We start from the raw sequence: 16,577 nt of genomic DNA, 5'->3' as shown, positions 1-16,577 counted from the left end.
GGTGTGCTCCGCTGAGCCTAGCCGCGTCCGTGGCGCCCGACCGGGAACCGGTGGTCGGGCGACACGGACGCCGGTGCTGCTGCGCCGGGGTGGCTCGGGGTCAGTCGACGACGGCCGCGACCGCGTACTCGCCCAGCGCCGTCCGGACCGCGTCGGCGAGCGGCGTCGACTTGTCCGTCTTGCGGTCGAAGCCGACCAGCACGCTGTCCGCGACCGCGCAGGTGTGGCCGTGCCGGTCCCGCATGACGTGCCGGACCTCGAACGAACTGTTCCCGATGTGCAGGATGTAGACCTCCGCCGTGAGCGGACCCGACTCGTCGGTGACCGGCCGCAGGTACTCGATCTCCATCTTGCGGACCACCGTTGCGGTGGCCTGTACGCCCGCGGTCCAGATGCAGTCGCGGAAGAACTTGACCCGCGCCTCCTGTGCGTACTCGACGAAGAGCACGTTGTTCACATGGCCGAGGCGGTCGGAATCGCCCCAGCGCACCTGGATCTCGCAGGTGTACGTCTTGTTCGGCACAGATCAGTCTCGGGTGAGCTTGCGGTGCGTGACCCGGTGCGGCCGAGCGGCGTCGGGGCCGAGGCGCTCGACCTTGTTGGCCTCGTAGCCCTCGAAGTTGCCCTCGTACCAGTACCAGGCCGCCTCGTTGTCGCCGAATCCGCCTTCCCACGCCAGAATGTGCGTGCAGGTGCGGTCCAGGAACCAGCGGTCGTGCGAGATGACCACGGCGCAGCCGGGGAACTGCTCGAGCGCGTTCTCCAGCGAGCCGAGGGTCTCGACGTCCAGGTCGTTGGTCGGCTCGTCGAGCAGGATCAGGTTGCCGCCCTGCTTGAGCGTCATCGCCAGGTTCAGGCGGTTGCGCTCACCACCGGAGAGCACCCCGGACGGCTTCTGCTGGTCGTGGCCCTTGAAACCGAACGAGCTGATGTAGGCGCGCGAGGGCATCTCGGTCTGGCCGACCACGATGTGATCGAGGCCGTCGGAGACGACCTCCCACACCGACTTGTTGGGGTCGATGCCGCTGCGGTTCTGGTCGACGTAGCTGAGCTTGACCGTCTGACCGATCTTCACCTCACCCGCGTCCGGCTCCTCCAGACCGACGATGGTCTTGAACAGCGTCGTCTTGCCGACGCCGTTGGGGCCGATGACGCCGACGATGCCGTTACGCGGCAGCGTGAACGACAGGTCCTTGATCAGGACCCGGCCGTCGAAGCCCTTGTCCAGGTTCGAGACCTCGACCACCACGTCGCCCAGCCGCGGCGGCGCCGGGATCTGGATCTCGTCGAAGTCGAGCTTGCGGGTCTTCTCGGCCTCGTTGGCCATCTCCTCGTAACGGTCGAGGCGGGCCTTGTTCTTGGCCTGACGGGCCTTCGCGCCGGAACGGACCCAGGCGAGCTCGTCCTTGAGGCGCTTCTGCAGCTTCTGGTCCTTCTTGCCCTGGACCTCGAGTCGCGCGGCCTTCTGCTCCAGGTAGGTGGAGTAGTTGCCCTCGTACGGGTAGAGCCGGCCGCGGTCGACCTCACAGATCCACTGCGCGACGTGGTCGAGGAAGTACCGGTCGTGGGTGACGGCCAGGATGGCGCCCGGGTAGGCGGCCAGGTGCTGCTCGAGCCACAGCACCGACTCGGCGTCGAGGTGGTTGGTGGGCTCGTCGAGGAGCAGCAGGTCGGGCTTGCTCAGCAGCAGCTTGCACAGCGCCACGCGGCGCTTCTCGCCACCGGAGAGGTGGGTGACCATCTCTTCGGGCGGGGGGCAGCGGAGGGCGTCCATGGCCTGCTCGAGCTGGGAGTCGATCTCCCAGGCGTCGGCGTGGTCGAGCTTCTCCTGGAGCTCGCCCATCTCCTCCATCAGCTCGTCGGAGTAGTCGGTGGCCATCAGCTCGGCGATCTCGTTGTACCGCTTGAGCTGGACCATCACGTCGCCCATGCCGTCCTCGACGTTCTGGCGGACGGTCTTGGTCTCGTCGAGCTCCGGCTCCTGCATGAGGATGCCGACCGTGGCGCCGGGCGCGAGGAACGCCTCGCCGTTGCCGGGCTGGTCCAGTCCGGCCATGATCTTGAGGATGCTGGACTTACCCGCACCGTTCGGCCCGACCACACCGATCTTCGCGCCCGGGTAGAAGCTCATCGTGACGTCATCGAGGATGACCTTGTCGCCGTGCGCCTTGCGCACCTTCTTCATCGTGTAAATGAACTCCGCCATGGGCACCAGAGTATCGCCCGCCGGGGCGGCGCCCCAATCCACGCGGGGCAGGCCCCCAATCCACCCGCGGCGGGGCCGAGAACCGGCCCCGCCGCAGGTCAGATCAGGGCCCGCACGAACGCGGTGACGTCCGGCAACGACTCCAACGCCGACACCCGGTGCGTTCCCGGATAGGTCCGGAACGTCACGTTCTGTCCGTTCAGCGCCAGGTCCGCGGCCAGCTTCGCGCCGAGCGGGTACGGCACCGTCGTGTCCTGGAGTCCGTGCCCGACGAACACCGGCCGGTCGTAGCCGGTGGTGGGCACCGAAAGGTATTCGCGGATCGCGGTGCGGAACGTGTCGTCGCCGAGCGGCCGGGACAGCATCTCGCCCACCCCGACGTCCCCGGCCTCGGCCTCGGCCAGCAGTTCGGTGAAGCACAGCTGCTCGGACCTGCGGACCAGCCCGGCGCCGATCGGGGTGAGGTAGTCGTCGACGCGGATGTCCGGCCGGGCCACCCGCAGTCCGTCGACCACATAGGCGGCAAACGCGGGCAGTCCGCTCAGCCCCAGGTTCGGAAATCCCGGCCCGCCGAGCGGGAACAGCTCCTCCAGGTTCGCCGGGGTCCCGGTGGCGACCGCTCCCCGGTAGTCGAGCTCGGGTGCGTACCGGGTCGCCTCGTGCGCGGCAAACATGGCGGCATGCCCGCCCTGCGAATGCCCGACCGCCACCCACGTGGGCGACAGCTCCGGCGTCACCGCGCGGGCGGCGCGGACCATGTCGATGACCGCGCGCCCCTCGCTGCGGCCGTGCAGGTACGCGTGTGTTCCGTCGGTACCGAGCCCGACGAAGTCCGAGGCCACCACCGCGAAGCCCTTCGCCAGCCACGTCCCGAGGTACGTGTGGGCAAAGTCGGAGATCTCCCCGTGCGACGGGGCGCAGGCGTCCGCGACTCCGGTGGTGCCGTGCGCCCAGGAGACCACCGGCCAGCCGCCGGCCGGGATGGGGCCGTCGGGCAGGTACACGGCGCCGGTGCTGAGCGCGGGCCCGCCGGTCGGACCCTCCGTCCAGTAGGTGAGGCGCTCCGAGTCGTGGGCACCGACGAGCTGGGCATCGGCGGGCAGCGTCTCGACGGACACGACCGTCCCCGGCGCCCCGGCCGGAGCGGGGGCCGCCGACACCGCGGTCGGAGCCGTCAGCGCAAGCACCGCCACCGCGGCTGTCACGATGCCCAGTCGGCGGAAGCGGGTGGTCTCGATGGTCGGCCTCTTCGTCGGTGTCTGCGCCACGGTCATTGTCTACCGCACTTCGACAGCACAGCGGGCGGTTATGTTCCCGACCTGGAATCCATGCCCACAGAATCAAAACTGTGGTCGCACAACGGCGGCCGCGTCCGGCAACGCCGCCGCCGCCGGCCGGCCGCGCTCTGGCCGGTGCGTTCGGACGTGCCGGCCAGAGAGCTCAGCGCAGTATCCGGTCGACGAAACGCGCTGAGTCGTCGAAGGATGCCGAGAGGGTTCCGACGTGGTCGGTGCCGGGATAGGTGCGGAAGTCCACCCGGGCGCCGCGCAGCGCGAGGTCGGCGGCCAGCTTCACGTTCAGCGGGAAGGGCACAACCAGGTCCGAGAGGCCCTGGCCGAGGAAGACCGGCCTGTCGTAGCCGGCGGTCGGGACGGCCAGGTAGTCGGCGAACGCGCGCCTGACCTGGGTGTTGTTCAGAGACCTCGAGAACAGGTCGCCGACCGACGCGTTGCCGATGGACGGTCGCAGGTCAACGGTGCACACCTGCTCGGCCTTCGCTGCCAGGTCCCGACCACGCGGCGAGAGATACCCGTCCAGGTTCAGATCCGGACGCACCTCGCCGAGACCCATCACCGTGTACAGCAGGAACACGGTGAGCCCGGCAACCCCGAAGTTCGGGATCCCCGGGCCGGCGAGCGGAAATATCTGCTCCAGGTTCGACGGCACACCCAATGCGACGGCGCCGCGGTAGTCGAGCTCCGGCGCGTACCGGGTGGCCTCGTGCGCGGTGAACATCGCCGCCTGCCCGCCCTGCGAGAGTCCGGCCACCAGCCACCGCGACGCCAGGTCACCGACCGCGGAGCGGGAGGCGCGCACCATGTCGATGACCGAGTACGCGGCAGCCAGTCCGTCGAGGTAGGGCAGCGGACCGTCGGTACCGAGCCCGATGTAATCGGTGGCCACCACCGCGTATCCGCGGGCCAGCCACCGCGCCACGTACTGGGACTCCGGTTCGTACAGCCCGACGACGGACGGCGCGCAGGCGTCCGCGACACCGATGGTGCCGTGCGCGTACGAGATGACCGGCCAACCGCCGGCCGGTGCGGTGCCCGGCGGCAGGTACACCGCCCCGCTGCTCACGGCGGGCGCCCCGAAGTGGTCGGTGGTCCGGTAAGTCAGGCGGTATGCCCGGGCCGCCCCGGGAACCGCCACGGCCGCGGGCATCTCCTGTTTCGAGAGCACCTCGCCCGGCGCGGCCGGAGCGGCACGAACGGCGGCGGGCACCGCCACCCAGGCGACCGCGAGGGTCACGAGTAGCACGGTCAGAGCGTGAATTCTGGTGCGTTCCATCGCGATCGTCTCCCGCTCGCCGGATCGGCCCACGCAGTCGGACGGACCAACAGTAGGCCTTCGCACACCGCCCAACCGGCATATTGCGCTCAACTCGCCGCCGCGACCGCCTCGATCTCGACCCTCTCGGCCGCTTCGTGTTGCGTGTCGGTCCCGTCTGCGCGCTGCTCCGTGCCACCGTCGGGCTCCGCTTCCTGACCGCTCTCCGACGCGGGCTTCACGCCGCGCGTTCCCCGTTCGAGCCGGGCGATGCACCGGGCCAGGTCGGGGCCGACCGCACTGGCGCGCATCTCCAGGTCGGCCCGCCCCACCCCGTCTCGGGTGGTGTACTCGTTGGTCCGCAGCTGCCCGTACGCGATGACGGGGTCTCCCTTCATCAACGAGGCCCCCACCCCCGCAACCAGCCGGCGCCAGCAGGTCACCGTCAGGTAGAGGGTGCCGCCGTCCGTCCAGTCCCCCGTGGCCTGGTCCCAGCGCCGGACGTTGCTCGCCATCCGGAAGCTGAGCACCTCCTCCCCGGAGTTCGTCGGACGCTTGACCGGGTTGGTGATGACGGTGCCGACCACCGCCGTGTGTGTCTCGTACATGTTCCGCCCCTTTGCCTTCGACGGGCCACGCGGCCCTCGGCAACAACGGTGCCCCGACCGGCGCCGAGATTGAGCGCCGGAGCGAATCTGGGGATGACGAAACCGATTGTCCACAGGAAGCCGAATTCGGCGCCCGGAGAGGGATTTCCGTCTGACCTGTGTGGTAGGTCCCGAAGTCAGGTGCGGCGGCCGGTGACCGACGCGGCGAGGGCGGCGGCGTAGGTCTCGAGCCGCTCGCTGGTGTAGGTGTCGGGGTCGCTGACCGCGAGCCGGCCGAGCATCTCCGCGAGGGAGAGCATCGTGTGGGCAAGTAGCACCGGGTCCAGGCCGGCAAGTCCCGGCTCGAGCTCGATCCCGGCTCGGGCCAGCACCTCGGCCCGCGCCAGCACCGCGCCCCGGGCGGCACGCAGGTGCTCGCGGTACTCGCCGGGCGCGGTGTCGGGGGCGGTGAGGATCAGCCGCCACCGGGTCGGGTTCTCGAGCACCACGTGCACGAACGCCGAGACCGTGCCCGCGTAGGCCGCGGCCGGTCCCAACGGCCGAAGGTCCGTCGGCATCGCCGCGAGAACCTGCCCGATCGCGAGGTCGTGCTCGCGCTGCAGCAGCGCCTCGACCAGGTCCACGCGGGTGCGGAAGACCGTGTACAGCACGGGCTTCCCCACGCCCGCCGCGTCCGCGACGGCCTCCATGCTGAGGTCGTGCAGACCGGACCGGCGGGTCACCTCGAAGGCGGCGTCGAGCAGTTGCGCGCGGCGCTGCTCCGGGGGTAGCCGCGGCGCGTACTTGCGCCGGGGCCGGTCCGCCGGGGTCGCCGCCTGGGGTCGCGTCGTCACGGGGGCCGATCCTACGCATCCGTTGTATTTGCGGCCGACCATTGCTACGGTCGCGTTGTATTCACTCCCGGCCGGCGGCACCACCGCGGCCGCCCTCGGCAGGAGAACACCATGAGCGAACCCCGCACGATGGCCGGCCGCGGCTGGCCGTTCGACCCGTCGCGCCGCCGCGAGGACCACGGGTTCTTCGGGCCGGGGTCGCCGACCTGGAAGGTGTGGACGCACCCGACCGCGCTGCTCGGATTCCAGCGCGCGGTCACCCTCGAGCACTTCGACCCGTTCCTCACGGCCGCGGTCGCCGATGCCCGCGGGATCTACCTGGACCCGCGCGGCCGTCTCGACGGCACCCTCTCCTACTTCCTGATCGTCGCGGTCGGCGACACCCGCTCCGCGATCGAGACGTCGGAACTGTTGATGCGGGTGCACGCCAAGGCCACCGGCATCGAGCCGATCAGCGGCCAGCGCTACAGCGCGAACAACCCCGACAGCCAGTTGTGGATCCACGTCACGGGCTGGCATTCGGTGCTCAAGTGCTACGAGATGTTCGGCCCCGGCCCGCTGACCGAGGTGGAGGAGACGCAGTACTGGGCGGACTGCGCCGTCGCCGCCGAACTGCAGACCTGCCGGGCCGCGGACGTCCCACGGTCGCGCGCGGAGGTCCACGAGTACTTCGACGCGGTTCGGTCGCGGTTGTGCGTCTCCGAAAGCGCGCTCGAGGGCATGCACTACCTGCTGCGCACCCGGGCCGGGAAGGGCCGGCTCGCGTTGTGGGCGATGAGCCGGGCCATGGCGCCCGCGACGATCGCGACCCTGCCGAAGTGGATGCGCGAGCTCGGCGGCTTCGACCAGCCCGTCCTCGTGGACCGGGCCGTCATCCCGTTCGCGCGCGCCGCGGTCCGTGCCACCAGCACCCCACGGGTGGAGCTGGCCGTGATCCGGCGCCTGCTCCCGATGACCCACTCTGTCCTCGACCAGCACTTCAACGGGGCCCCGCCCGAGCGCGCCGAGACCCTGACGCCGGCCGCCGCGCGAGAGCTGCCCGGGGCCCGGTCGGGCGGGCGACAACGCGGGCTCGCGGGCCGGCCTGGCTAGGCGCCCGTCGGGTCCGAGGACCGCTCGGTCACGCGGGCAGCGTCGTGGGGTCGGTGTTCGCGCCGCAGACCACGGCGACCACCCGCTCGCCCGGGGCAGGCGCGTAGGCGCCGCTGAGCAGGGCCGCGATCGGCGCGGCGGCCGAATGCTCGACGGCCAGCCGGTACTCGCGCCACAGCAGGTTCCGGGCGTCGACGATGACGTCGTCGTCGACCAGCACCGAGACCATCGCGGTGCTACGCGCGACGTCCATCGCGATGTCGCCGAGCCGGGTGGCCCCGAGCGCGTCGGCGGCGACGCTGTCCACCGGGACGTCCACGGGCCGGCCCGCGGCGAGCGCGCGGTGCAGGGTGGGCGCACCAGTCGGCTCCACCCCGACGACGGCCGTGTCCCCCGACAGCGCCGTGGCGATACCCGCGGCCAGCCCGCCGCCACCGACCGCGACCAGCACGGTGGTCGCGTCGGGCACCTGCTCGGCCAGCTCGAGCCCGATCACCCCGGCGCCCGCGACCACGTCGGGCAGGTCGTAGGCGTGCAGTTGCTGGGCGCCGCGCTCGACGGCGATCGCAGTCGCCCGCGCGTACGCGTCGGTGTAGCGCTCGCCGTCGAGGACCACCTCGGCGCCGAGGGCCCGGAGCCGCTCGACCTTGACGACGGGCGCGGACGCGGGGACGACCACCGTGCAGGCCACGCCCAGCATCCGCGACGCGGTCGCCGCCGCGATCCCGGCGTTGCCGCCCGACGCGATCACCACCGGCGCGTCACGCTGCGCGGCGGGCCGGTGCAGCAGGGCGTTGAGGCTGCCGCGGATCTTGAACGAGCCGCCCAGCTGCAGGTGCTCGAGCTTGAGCGCGACGGGGAACTCGCCGCCGGGGGTCGGCACGCCCACCCGCAGGACCGGTGTGCGCCGCACCCGGTCGCCCACCCGTGACCGGGCGGCGAGCACGTCCTCGCGGGTGATCACCGGCCGGCTTCGCGGTCCCGGCGAGCCAGCTCCGCGAACATCGCGTTGTGCGCGGCCAGTTCGGCGTCTTCATCGCGGACGGCGGCCCGGTCGATCCGGGTGGCCGTCTTCTTGTCGCTGCGCGACCACTGCACCAGCAGCGCCATCATCACCAGTACGAGCGGAATCTCGCCGGTGGCCCAGGCGATGCCGCCGCCGAGCTGCTGGTCACCGAGCAGGTCGTCGTTCCAGCCCAGCGCCAGGGAACGGTAGAACCAGCCACCCATCACCTCGCCCATGCTCATCAGCGCGATGCCGAAGAACGCGTGGAACGGCAGCGAGCCGAACACCATCGCCAGCTTCGTCACCGGGGAGAGCGTTCGCGGCGCCGGGTCGATGCCGATGACGACCCAGTAGAAGAGGTAGCCGCTGAGGATGAAGTGCAGGTTCATCAGCAGGTGGGCGCCGTGCGCGTCGAGCGTCGCGCCGAAGATGCCGCCGAGGTACAGCGCGTAGAAGCCGCCGACGAACAGCACCGACGCCACCAGCGGGTGGGTGAGGAACCGTGAGACGGGGCTGTGCAGCGCGGCGAGCAGCCACTCGCGCGGGCCGGGCGGACCGTCGGATCCGGCCGGCTTGAGCGCGCGCAGCGCCAGCGTCATCGGGCCGCCGAGCACAAGCAGCACCGGCGCGAGCATCGACATCGCCATGTGCGCGCCCATGTGCACGCTGAACACCGCGGGCGAGTACCGGCCGAGGCCGGAGGAGGTGGCCACCAGCAGCACCGCGCAGCCCAACACCCAGGAGATGGTCCGGCCGATCGGCCAGCTGTCGCCGCGCTTGCGCAGTCGGCGCACGCCGAGGACGTAGACGACGGCGGCGATGATCGCCGCGGTCCCGAAGATCAGGTCGAAGCGCCAGTCGAACGCCAGCCGCGCGAGCGTCGGCGGGCCGTCCAGGGTGTAGCCCAGGTACACCTCGGCCGGGCTGGGGCGGATGTCCGACGGCGGCGGCGGGGTGCGGCCCAGGCCGACGGCGATGCCGATCGTCGCGGCGAACACGAGCGCCTCCGCGCCGGCGAACCGGATCAGCGCGCCCCGCGAGTTGGGATCGGCGGCCAGTGCGGGCAGCGCGCGGCGACGCTGCACGTAACCGAACACGCCCAGGATCACCAGCGCGACGGTCTTGGCCACCAGCAGCCAGCCGTAGGTGCTGGTGAACAGCTCGCTCACCGGGAGCCGGACCAGTCCGTTGAGGACGCCGGAGATCGCCATCACCACGAACGCGCAGGTGGCGACCAGTGAGAACCGTCGGGCCGCGAGGTCGGTGTGCTCGCCGCGGCGTCGGGCGTGCGCGAGCAGCGCGATCAGCCCGCCGGCCCACAACGCCGCCGCACCCAGGTGCCACAGCAGGCTGTTGGTGGCGACGTCGTGCGAACCGCCCGAAGAGGAGTGTCCCGTCAGGCCGAGCGGGACCAGCGTCGCGAGGCCGAGCACCAGCAGCGCCGGCGTCCAGGCCCAGCGCAGCACGAGGCGGCAGCCGATCGCGAGCAGGACCGCGAGGATGGCGGTGTTGCGCCAGGCCCCGGCGAGCTCGATCTGCGGCAGCGCCTTCCACAGGTTGGCGGGCTGGATGGACTCGCTCAACGGCTGACCGGAGGTGTCCGAGACGGTCAACGGCACCAGCACCAGCGCGCAGGCCGCCCACACGATCGCGGCGTGGCCGGCGATCCGCACCGCCCGGTAGCCGCCGACGTCGAGGACGCCGCTGCGCTGCGGCGGCACCAGGAACGCGGCGAGCAGCAGCGACCCGATCGCGAGCACGGCGGACACCTCGCCCGCCGCCTTGACCGCGGGCAGGCCGTAGGTGGTGAGCGGGCCCGGGTCCGGGATGCCGAGCCGGATCAGGGCCTCCGACGCGGACAGCCCGACCACGATGGCCGCGACCAGACCGGCCACGATCCCGAGCGTCACGAAGATCGGTGCCGAGGTCTCACCGACCTTTCGTGGCGACGGCGCTGGTGAAGGGGCGAGCTCGGGTGATGCCATGGACACCAGGGTAGAAGTTCCGCGCGGGTGCGTTCCTCCCAGGTCGGCACGGCGTGACCCACGCCTCCCAAGAGGCGCGGAGCGGTACCGGTAGACTCCTGTGCCGATCCCCCCGGGGATCACGCCTCCGTAGCTCAGTTGGATAGAGCAAGAGCCTTCTAATCTCTAGGTCGCAGGTTCGATTCCTGCCGGGGGCACTGCGTTTACACAGGTCAGGTAGGGGCCAGCCCCGCCATCGCCGAACCACTCACCGCGACAACAGACTCCCCCGCAACCACCAACCGGGGCTGCCCTCCGGGCTCGCCCAGGTCCTCGAGGGTCCACACGACCTCCCCGGTGCGCGGCGCCATCGCGAACGCCCCGCGACCGTTTCCGCCGTACGCCAGGTCGCCGTCGTAGCCGACGTACTCGGCCGCGACATCGGTCTCCCGCTGCCACAGCCGCTCGCCGGTCGCCAGGTCGATGCCCGACGCGGTGTCAGCAGCGTGCACCAGCACCGTCTCCCCCACCGCTGCAACCGAAGTGGCGTCCCGCAGTTCGTCGCTGTGCCACACCCGCTCGCCCGTGGCCCGGTCGTAGGCGCCGTCACCGATCAGCATCGGAAGCTCGGGATCGACCTGCCGCTCCGGCGGCGCCGTCACACCCGTGGCCACGCTGGTCAGCACTCGTCCGTCGGCGGCGCGGGCCTCGATCTCCCGCAGGTGGCCGGAGCAGTCGGTGCGGCCGACCAGTGTCACCGGACCGGCGACGATCGCGGCCGACTCGACGCAGTCCGGCACGACCCTGGCCCACGTCTGCCGGCCGGTGCGGGCGTCGAGTCCGACGGCATCCCCGGCCACCTGCACCAGCGCGACGTCACCGGTCACCGTCAGCACCGCCGTGCCGGGCACGTCCTCCCAGCCGCCGCTCACCTCGACGGGGGTGCTCCAGTGCGCGGCCGGGTCCGCGACGGTGCCGGCGTGCACCCGCACGTCGGCGTCCTCCGGGTTGCCCTCCACCGTGAACACACGGTCGCCGTCGACGGCGATGCCGAACGACATCCAGTCGGTCGCGGTGCGGGTGACCTCGCCCGAGCGGGCGTCGACGGCGACGATCTCGTCCCGCCCGTCGTACCCGGTGGTGAAGCAGACGACGCTCTCGCCCAGCGGCCTCGGGGCGCAGCCGCCCAGGCCGTCGGCCGGCACCTGCCAGCGCACCGCGCCGCTGCCCGCGTCGACGCCGACCAGCCGCGCGTGGTCAAGCGAGTAGCCGCCCGGCTTCGGCAGCCCGATCGCGGTGACGACGGCGCCGCCCACCGCGATGCCGCCGCTGTCGCCGGAGTCGAACTCGGTGCCCCACACCGGGTTCCGGAACTGCGCGAACTTCCGCCCGTAGGCCTGCTCGGCGTCCAGGTGCCAGGACTCGGCGGCGGGCGGACCCGCCGGCCTTGGTTCCTCGGTCGGCACCGGCGGGTAGTCGGTGTACCCGGCGCCGGTGAACGACGGGGCGGCCCCACCGGGCGGCTGGTCCCGGCCGAGCACCACCAGGGCCGCTGTCACGGTGACGACGGCGACCACCGCCGCGACGATCAGGTTCCGCGTCTCCCTCGTCACGACAGGTCCAGACCCGGTGCGACGGCCAAGGATTCGAGTTGCTCGAACGTCGGCAACTCGGGCCCGCGCCAGCTCACCGAGACCCGGGTGCCGGACGGCCGGGTGACGGCCACCTGGCGGTAGCTGCCGAACTGGCCGCTCGGTCCGGTCCGGGCGCTGACCGAACCGTCCGGGAGCGAACGGATCTCGGTGCGGTCGTGCTCCGCCGCCGGGTCGTACGGATCGAGCGGGACGGGCGGCCTGTGACCGCCGCCGATCCCGACGGTCAGCGCCCCGGGACCGCCCGGCCCGGCGGTCCCGACCTCGACGCAGACCGCGTTGCGGCCGGCCCCGCCGAGCTGCAAGGCGTCGAGGGTCCCGTCGAGGGTGACGCCGGCGGGCGCGCCGGCCCGCCACGAGGCGTCGAGCGCGCCGCCCAGGCGGGCGAGGTCCTCCCGGGTCAGTTCCCGACCGGAGGCCTCGGAGTCGGCGCTGCAACTCTCCCGCGGCGCCGGGGTGCCCGGCGGCACCGGCGCGGTGACCCGCAGCCCGGGGGCGGTCACGATCGCGGTCAGCTCGTCGAGGGTCAGCGGGAACTCCGCCGCGGCCTCCGGCTCCCCGTCGCTCCCCACCGCCACCTGGTCGCTGACCTGAGCGAGCACGGACGACCCGTCGGGCAGGTAGCCCGTCGCCGACCGGCCGAACGTCCGGAACGGGCCGACCTGGTACCAGGTCTCCTGCAGGTCGACGACGGTGCCGTCGGGCCCGGCGACGCGGCGGACGAGATCGCCTGCCACACAGGTCGGCACGGCACGGTTCCAGTTGGCCACCTGCACGTTGAACTCGCCGGGCTCGGATCCGCGGTCGAGGTTGGTCCAGAGCGAGGTCCAGCCGGGGACGTCGTCCCGATCGTCCCCGCCGAAGTCGGCGATCGGATCGAACACCAGCGGCCTCGCGAGGTCCACCTCCGCGTCCGGCGGCAACGCCGCGGCCAGCGCCCGCGCCATCGCCGTCGCCTTGGGCCCGGAGAACCACGGCTCACGGGGATTGTCGTACGTCTGCTCCCCGAAGCTCGAGTAGGCCGCCCACTCCATTGTGGACGGGGGCTCGACCGCGTCGCAGCCGGGAATCTGCGCCGGGTACCGCACCGGCGGCGTGCGGTAGTCCGCCGCGGCCGCCCGCGGGTCCTCGGCCGGCCGCTCCGGCGGACGCGTCAACCCGGCGACCACCACCCCGACCGCCACGATCGACACCACCACCAGTGTGTTCGTCCAGAAGGCCGGCCTGCGCCACCACGGCCGTGTCATCGCCTCGTCCACCCGTTCCCCATCCCTCGACTCGTCGTCCCTCATGTCCCTTTCGTCACATTCACCCCCTGCGTTACCTGCGTGTCGCTCCCGCTCCAGCCGTTCGTTTCCTGTATAGGGGCGCCGCTCCCGCGGTAGAGTCAGTCAGGCATTTGGCGACCTCTCGAGGAGCGCTACATGGAACCAGCCGGGGGCCTGGGCCTGAAACACCCGGGCTGCAACACCTCCCACGAGAACCCGTGCGCGATCAGCAGGCGCAGCGGGAGTACGCATCAACCGCGATACGACGCCGCGCGAGCTGCGGCACTGCCGTCGAGTGGCCCCCGACCGGGCCGCCGATACGAGGTCCATCGTCGAGTTCACCATTGGGGATTGCCATGAAAATGGCCAAGGCTCTTGTCATGCCCGTGCTCGTCTTCGCCGCCGTCGCCGCGGGCTCGGGCACCGCCGGCGCGCAGCCGATCCTGCCGGGTCTTCCCGAAATGCCCGCGCTTCCGGCGCTGCCGCCGCCACCTCAACTGCCGCCGCTGCCGCCGCTGCCGCAGTTCACGGTCGCGGATCCGGCGCTGCCCGGGCTCCCCGCGATCCCCGGACTGCCCCCGCTGCCCACGATCCCCGGACCACCGGCGGTCCCCGGACCGCCCGCGGTCCCCGGAATCCCCGCGGTCCCCGACGCTTCGCAGGTGACCACGATGATCGCGGACCAGGCCTGGCCGGAGAACCAGGCCAAGCAGGAGGCCTTCCAGCACGCGGCGGACGAGGTCAGCATCGGCTGGGCCAACGGCGGTCAGCAGAAGATGATGGTCGGCTCGGTCGTCGGCATGCTCGTCGGCTGCGTGTCGATCTTCCCGAACTTCATGGCCGGCTGCATGATCGGCAACGTCGTGGGCGCAGGCGTCGGCGCCATCATCGGCATCGACGAGGGCAACCCGAACGCGAAGGTCGCGGTTCAGGAATTCATGGCCACACCATGACGCACTGACCACCCGGCGGGGTGCGCAGGGGCGAGCGCCGTCAGTTCGACGCGCCCTTGCGTACCACCGTCAGCTTGGACAGCCGCGACGAGATCCGGCGGTCCTCGCCGTCACGCAGCAGGGCAATGCCGGACCGGACCTCCTCGACCGCCCAGGTTCCAGCCGTGTCGGAAATGTGCACCAGGTCTCCGACCTGCACGGTCTCGCTCATCGAACTCTCTGCCTCCACGCTCGCTGGGGCACGCGACGGCGCGCCCGCCGACACCTCGGTCGACACAGACAATTATCGCGCGCGATGTAACCGCGCTCACGCGCGGACCACCCGAACCCGCCGGATGTCGTGGATCGACGCCGCTACTCGCCGGTCGCGCCGTCGCCTGCCGCCGATTCGCGGTCTGCCTTCGCCTTCGCGGCGGCCTCCCGCATCTCGAGGCCGTCGGTGATCCAGTCGCCGATCTCGCGGGTCACGTCCCGGACGGCACCGGCGATGATCACCGCGATGTTCCCGACCCGTTCGGCGCCGGACTCTGCCAGCTCCTGGACGGTGTCCTTGCCCAACTCGAAGTCGATCCCGATTCGGTGTTCCATTTCTGATCCCCCTCAGACGGTGGCCTTCTGGCGCTCGACGATAACACCGGGCGGACGTCCAGGACCGGTGATGAACGGCGGCAGGGCCAGGGCGAAGATCTTGCCCCACACCGATCCGATCTGCTTGAAGAAGCCGCCGGTGTTGTAGGGCAGGCCGTGCTTGGCGCACAGCGCCCGGACCTGCGGCGCCATCTCCGGGTACCGGTGCGCGGGCACGTCGGGGAACAGGTGGTGCTCGATCTGGTGGGAGAGGTTTCCGGACATGACGTGGAACAGCGGGCTGCCCTCGATGTTGGCGCTGCCGAGCATCTGCCGCACGTACCACTGACCCCGCGTCTCGTCGGCGGTCTCGTCCTCGCTGAAGGTCTGCACCCCCGTCGGGAAGTGACCGCAGAAGATGATCGAGTAGGTCCACACGTTGCGCACCAGGTTCGCGGCGGCATTGCCGAGCAGGGTGCTGACGAAGAGCGGGCCGGTCAGCGCCGGGAACAGCACGTAGTCCTTGAGCACCTGGCGGCCGGCCTTGCGCCACATCCCCTGCAGCAGCGGCTTCACGTCGTACCAGGACCGCTTGCCGCTCACGATGTTCTCCACCTCGAGGTCGTGCAGCATGACGCCCCACTCGAAGAACGTCATCAGCGCGAACGCGTAGACCGGGTTCCCCAGGTAGTAGGGGTTCCACTTCTGCCCCTCGTCCATCCGCAGGATGCCGTACCCGATGTCCCGGTCGCGGCCGACGATGTTGGTGTACGTGTGGTGCATGTAGTTGTGCGAGTGCCGCCACTGGTCGGCCGGGCAGACGGTGTCCCACTCGAACACCCGGGAGTTGAGCCCGGGCTCGCGCATCCAGTCGTACTGGCCGTGCATGACGTTGTGCCCGATCTCCATGTTGTCGAGGATCTTGGAGATCCCGAGCGCGCCCACGGCGGCGAGCCAGAACGGCGGCAGGAAGCCGAGGTACATCAGGCCCCGGCCGGCGACCTCGAAGCCGCGCTGCGCCTTGATCACCTTGTAGATGTACTCGCGGTCCGCGGCGCCGAGGTCGGCGACGACGCGGGCGCGCAGTTCGTCGAGTTCGCGGCCGATCTCCTCGACCTGGTCGTAGCTGAGTACAACCGGCCCGTCGGGCGTGCCGGTGTCGGACTTGCCGCCGCCCAGGAACGGCAGCGTGCGGATGGACAGACCGAGCATTGGACTTCTCCTGACGATTCGACGAAGTTTCGTGGCGTGGGGCTCAGAGGTCGAGGCTGACGTCGCCGACCGCTGCCGAGATGCACAGTTGGATCGGCCGGTCCGGGTCGGCGTCGACCTCGCCGGTCCGCAGGTTTCGGGTGCATCCGCTGGTCTTGACCGTGGTGCAGGTGAAGCAGATGCCCATCCGGCAGCCGAAGTCCGGGTTCAGGCCAGCCGACTCGGCCTGCTCGAGCAGGCTGGCGCCCGAGTTCGGGGCGCTGACGCCGGACGCGGCGAAGGTCAGCTCGCCGGTGGCGTCCGCGTCGGCCGCGGCCGGCCCGATCGTGAACTCCTCGCTGTGCAGCCGGTCGGCGAGCCCACGGCCGTCGTAGAGTTCGCGCACCGAGCGCATCAGCGCGGCCGGCCCGCACAGGTAGGTCTGGGCCCGGCCGGCCCACGGCGCGACGGCGTCGAGGTGCGCGGGCCCGAAGTGTCCGCGCAGGTCTCCCCCGCCGCCGTCGCCGGTGTACACGAGCCCGAGCGTGAGGTTGGCGTGCCGGCCGGCCAGGGCCGTCAGCTCCGGCAGGTAGGCGACGTCGCCGGCGGTGCGGGCGTAGTGCAGGAACGCGATCGGGCCGTCGTGGCCCTCCGCGAGGAGGGTCCGCAGCATCGCCAGCACCGGGG

General features: G+C 71.4%; 16 protein-coding genes and 1 tRNA gene. 3 read left to right on the top strand and 14 right to left on the bottom strand.

The window, feature by feature from the left end; translation table 11 throughout:
- Nucleotides 1-100 precede the first annotated feature (100 nt).
- The 6 genes from AC1DU4_RS24520 to AC1DU4_RS24495 all read right to left on the bottom strand — a co-directional run bounded on the left by AC1DU4_RS24520 (nucleotide 101) and on the right by AC1DU4_RS24495 (nucleotide 6,197).
- Complete coding sequence (locus AC1DU4_RS24520) at nucleotides 101-523, bottom strand: acyl-CoA thioesterase (protein ID WP_477844314.1); 423 nt, start codon at nucleotides 521-523, stop codon at nucleotides 101-103.
- Nucleotides 524-526: 3 nt separating this feature from the next.
- Nucleotides 527-2,206, bottom strand: a complete 1,680-nt coding sequence (ettA, locus tag AC1DU4_RS24515; RefSeq protein ID WP_072844910.1) for an energy-dependent translational throttle protein EttA — start codon at nucleotides 2,204-2,206, stop codon at nucleotides 527-529.
- 98 nt (nucleotides 2,207-2,304) lie between these two features.
- On the bottom strand, nucleotides 2,305-3,480 hold the full coding sequence (locus AC1DU4_RS24510; RefSeq protein ID WP_477844312.1) for a lipase family protein: 1,176 nt from the start codon (nucleotides 3,478-3,480) through the stop codon (nucleotides 2,305-2,307).
- Nucleotides 3,481-3,646: 166 nt separating this feature from the next.
- Entirely contained in the window at nucleotides 3,647-4,777 is a 1,131-nt protein-coding gene (locus tag AC1DU4_RS24505) for a lipase family protein (protein ID WP_477844311.1), read from the bottom strand.
- An 89-nt stretch (nucleotides 4,778-4,866) separates the two neighbouring features.
- Entirely contained in the window at nucleotides 4,867-5,364 is a 498-nt protein-coding gene (locus tag AC1DU4_RS24500) for a single-stranded DNA-binding protein (protein ID WP_477844309.1), read from the bottom strand.
- Between the two features lie 176 nt (nucleotides 5,365-5,540).
- Nucleotides 5,541-6,197 (bottom strand): TetR/AcrR family transcriptional regulator, encoded by a 657-nt coding sequence (locus tag AC1DU4_RS24495; RefSeq protein WP_477844307.1) that lies wholly within the window; start codon nucleotides 6,195-6,197, stop codon nucleotides 5,541-5,543.
- Between the two features lie 111 nt (nucleotides 6,198-6,308).
- On the opposite strand from AC1DU4_RS24495, the gene AC1DU4_RS24490 reads away from it, so the two are divergent.
- The gene (locus AC1DU4_RS24490; protein WP_477844305.1) at nucleotides 6,309-7,289 is read left to right on the top strand and encodes an oxygenase MpaB family protein; all 981 of its coding nucleotides are present in this window, start codon (nucleotides 6,309-6,311) and stop codon (nucleotides 7,287-7,289) included.
- A gap of 28 nt (nucleotides 7,290-7,317) precedes the next feature.
- On the opposite strand, the gene AC1DU4_RS24485 is transcribed toward AC1DU4_RS24490, so the two are convergent.
- Both AC1DU4_RS24485 and AC1DU4_RS24480 read right to left on the bottom strand, forming a co-directional pair.
- Complete coding sequence (locus tag AC1DU4_RS24485; protein ID WP_477844303.1) at nucleotides 7,318-8,253, bottom strand: serine/threonine dehydratase; 936 nt, start codon at nucleotides 8,251-8,253, stop codon at nucleotides 7,318-7,320.
- A complete protein-coding gene (locus AC1DU4_RS24480; protein WP_477844301.1) occupies nucleotides 8,250-10,280 on the bottom strand; it encodes a bifunctional copper resistance protein CopD/cytochrome c oxidase assembly protein in 2,031 nt (676 codons plus the stop codon). The genes AC1DU4_RS24485 and AC1DU4_RS24480 overlap by 4 nt, the downstream gene beginning before the upstream one ends.
- A 123-nt stretch (nucleotides 10,281-10,403) precedes the next feature.
- On the opposite strand from AC1DU4_RS24480, the gene AC1DU4_RS24475 reads away from it, so the two are divergent.
- Nucleotides 10,404-10,477, top strand: a tRNA-Arg gene (locus AC1DU4_RS24475).
- A 15-nt stretch (nucleotides 10,478-10,492) separates the two neighbouring features.
- Here the strand turns inward: AC1DU4_RS24475 and AC1DU4_RS24470 are convergent.
- Both AC1DU4_RS24470 and AC1DU4_RS24465 read right to left on the bottom strand, forming a co-directional pair.
- Nucleotides 10,493-11,872 carry an outer membrane protein assembly factor BamB family protein gene (locus AC1DU4_RS24470; protein ID WP_477844299.1) on the bottom strand — a complete coding sequence of 460 codons (1,380 nt, stop codon included), beginning with the start codon at nucleotides 11,870-11,872 and terminating at the stop codon, nucleotides 10,493-10,495.
- The gene (locus AC1DU4_RS24465) at nucleotides 11,869-13,203 is read right to left on the bottom strand and encodes a hypothetical protein (RefSeq protein WP_477844297.1); all 1,335 of its coding nucleotides are present in this window, start codon (nucleotides 13,201-13,203) and stop codon (nucleotides 11,869-11,871) included. Before AC1DU4_RS24465 ends, AC1DU4_RS24470 begins: the two co-directional genes overlap by 4 nt.
- Before the next feature lie 356 nt (nucleotides 13,204-13,559).
- On the opposite strand from AC1DU4_RS24465, the gene AC1DU4_RS24460 reads away from it, so the two are divergent.
- Nucleotides 13,560-14,132, top strand: a complete 573-nt coding sequence (locus AC1DU4_RS24460) for a hypothetical protein (protein WP_477844295.1) — start codon at nucleotides 13,560-13,562, stop codon at nucleotides 14,130-14,132.
- Between the two features lie 40 nt (nucleotides 14,133-14,172).
- Here the strand turns inward: AC1DU4_RS24460 and AC1DU4_RS24455 are convergent, their stop codons facing one another.
- The 4 genes from AC1DU4_RS24455 to AC1DU4_RS24440 all read right to left on the bottom strand — a co-directional run.
- Nucleotides 14,173-14,343 (bottom strand): hypothetical protein, encoded by a 171-nt coding sequence (locus AC1DU4_RS24455; protein WP_169888300.1) that lies wholly within the window; start codon nucleotides 14,341-14,343, stop codon nucleotides 14,173-14,175.
- A 143-nt stretch (nucleotides 14,344-14,486) separates the two neighbouring features.
- Nucleotides 14,487-14,720 (bottom strand): hypothetical protein, encoded by a 234-nt coding sequence (locus AC1DU4_RS24450; protein ID WP_072844898.1) that lies wholly within the window; start codon nucleotides 14,718-14,720, stop codon nucleotides 14,487-14,489.
- A 12-nt stretch (nucleotides 14,721-14,732) separates the two neighbouring features.
- Nucleotides 14,733-15,911, bottom strand: coding sequence for a fatty acid desaturase family protein (locus tag AC1DU4_RS24445; protein ID WP_477844293.1), 1,179 nt, complete (start codon nucleotides 15,909-15,911; stop codon nucleotides 14,733-14,735).
- 43 nt (nucleotides 15,912-15,954) lie between these two features.
- Nucleotides 15,955-16,577 (bottom strand): flavin reductase family protein (locus tag AC1DU4_RS24440; protein ID WP_477844291.1); only part of this gene is annotated, 623 nt, incomplete at its 5' end.

Source organism: Rhodococcus sp. P4_F5, assembly GCF_056401315.1.
This window is presented reverse-complemented; position numbering and strand designations above follow the sequence as displayed.

What these genes read in the sequence shown, in the direction of transcription:
- ettA (WP_072844910.1), bottom strand. Translation starts at nt 2,206, where the DNA reads ATGGCGGAGTTCATTTACACGATGAAGAAGGTGCGCAAGGCGCACGGC.
- AC1DU4_RS24510 (WP_477844312.1), bottom strand. Translation starts at nt 3,480, where the DNA reads ATGACCGTGGCGCAGACACCGACGAAGAGGCCGACCATCGAGACCACC.
- AC1DU4_RS24505 (WP_477844311.1), bottom strand. Translation starts at nt 4,777, where the DNA reads ATGGAACGCACCAGAATTCACGCTCTGACCGTGCTACTCGTGACCCTC.
- AC1DU4_RS24500 (WP_477844309.1), bottom strand. Translation starts at nt 5,364, where the DNA reads ATGTACGAGACACACACGGCGGTGGTCGGCACCGTCATCACCAACCCG.
- AC1DU4_RS24490 (WP_477844305.1), top strand. Translation starts at nt 6,309, where the DNA reads ATGAGCGAACCCCGCACGATGGCCGGCCGCGGCTGGCCGTTCGACCCG.
- AC1DU4_RS24480 (WP_477844301.1), bottom strand. Translation starts at nt 10,280, where the DNA reads ATGGCATCACCCGAGCTCGCCCCTTCACCAGCGCCGTCGCCACGAAAG.
- AC1DU4_RS24465 (WP_477844297.1), bottom strand. Translation starts at nt 13,203, where the DNA reads ATGAGGGACGACGAGTCGAGGGATGGGGAACGGGTGGACGAGGCGATG.
- AC1DU4_RS24460 (WP_477844295.1), top strand. Translation starts at nt 13,560, where the DNA reads ATGCCCGTGCTCGTCTTCGCCGCCGTCGCCGCGGGCTCGGGCACCGCC.
- AC1DU4_RS24455 (WP_169888300.1), bottom strand. Translation starts at nt 14,343, where the DNA reads ATGAGCGAGACCGTGCAGGTCGGAGACCTGGTGCACATTTCCGACACG.
- AC1DU4_RS24450 (WP_072844898.1), bottom strand. Translation starts at nt 14,720, where the DNA reads ATGGAACACCGAATCGGGATCGACTTCGAGTTGGGCAAGGACACCGTC.
- AC1DU4_RS24445 (WP_477844293.1), bottom strand. Translation starts at nt 15,911, where the DNA reads ATGCTCGGTCTGTCCATCCGCACGCTGCCGTTCCTGGGCGGCGGCAAG.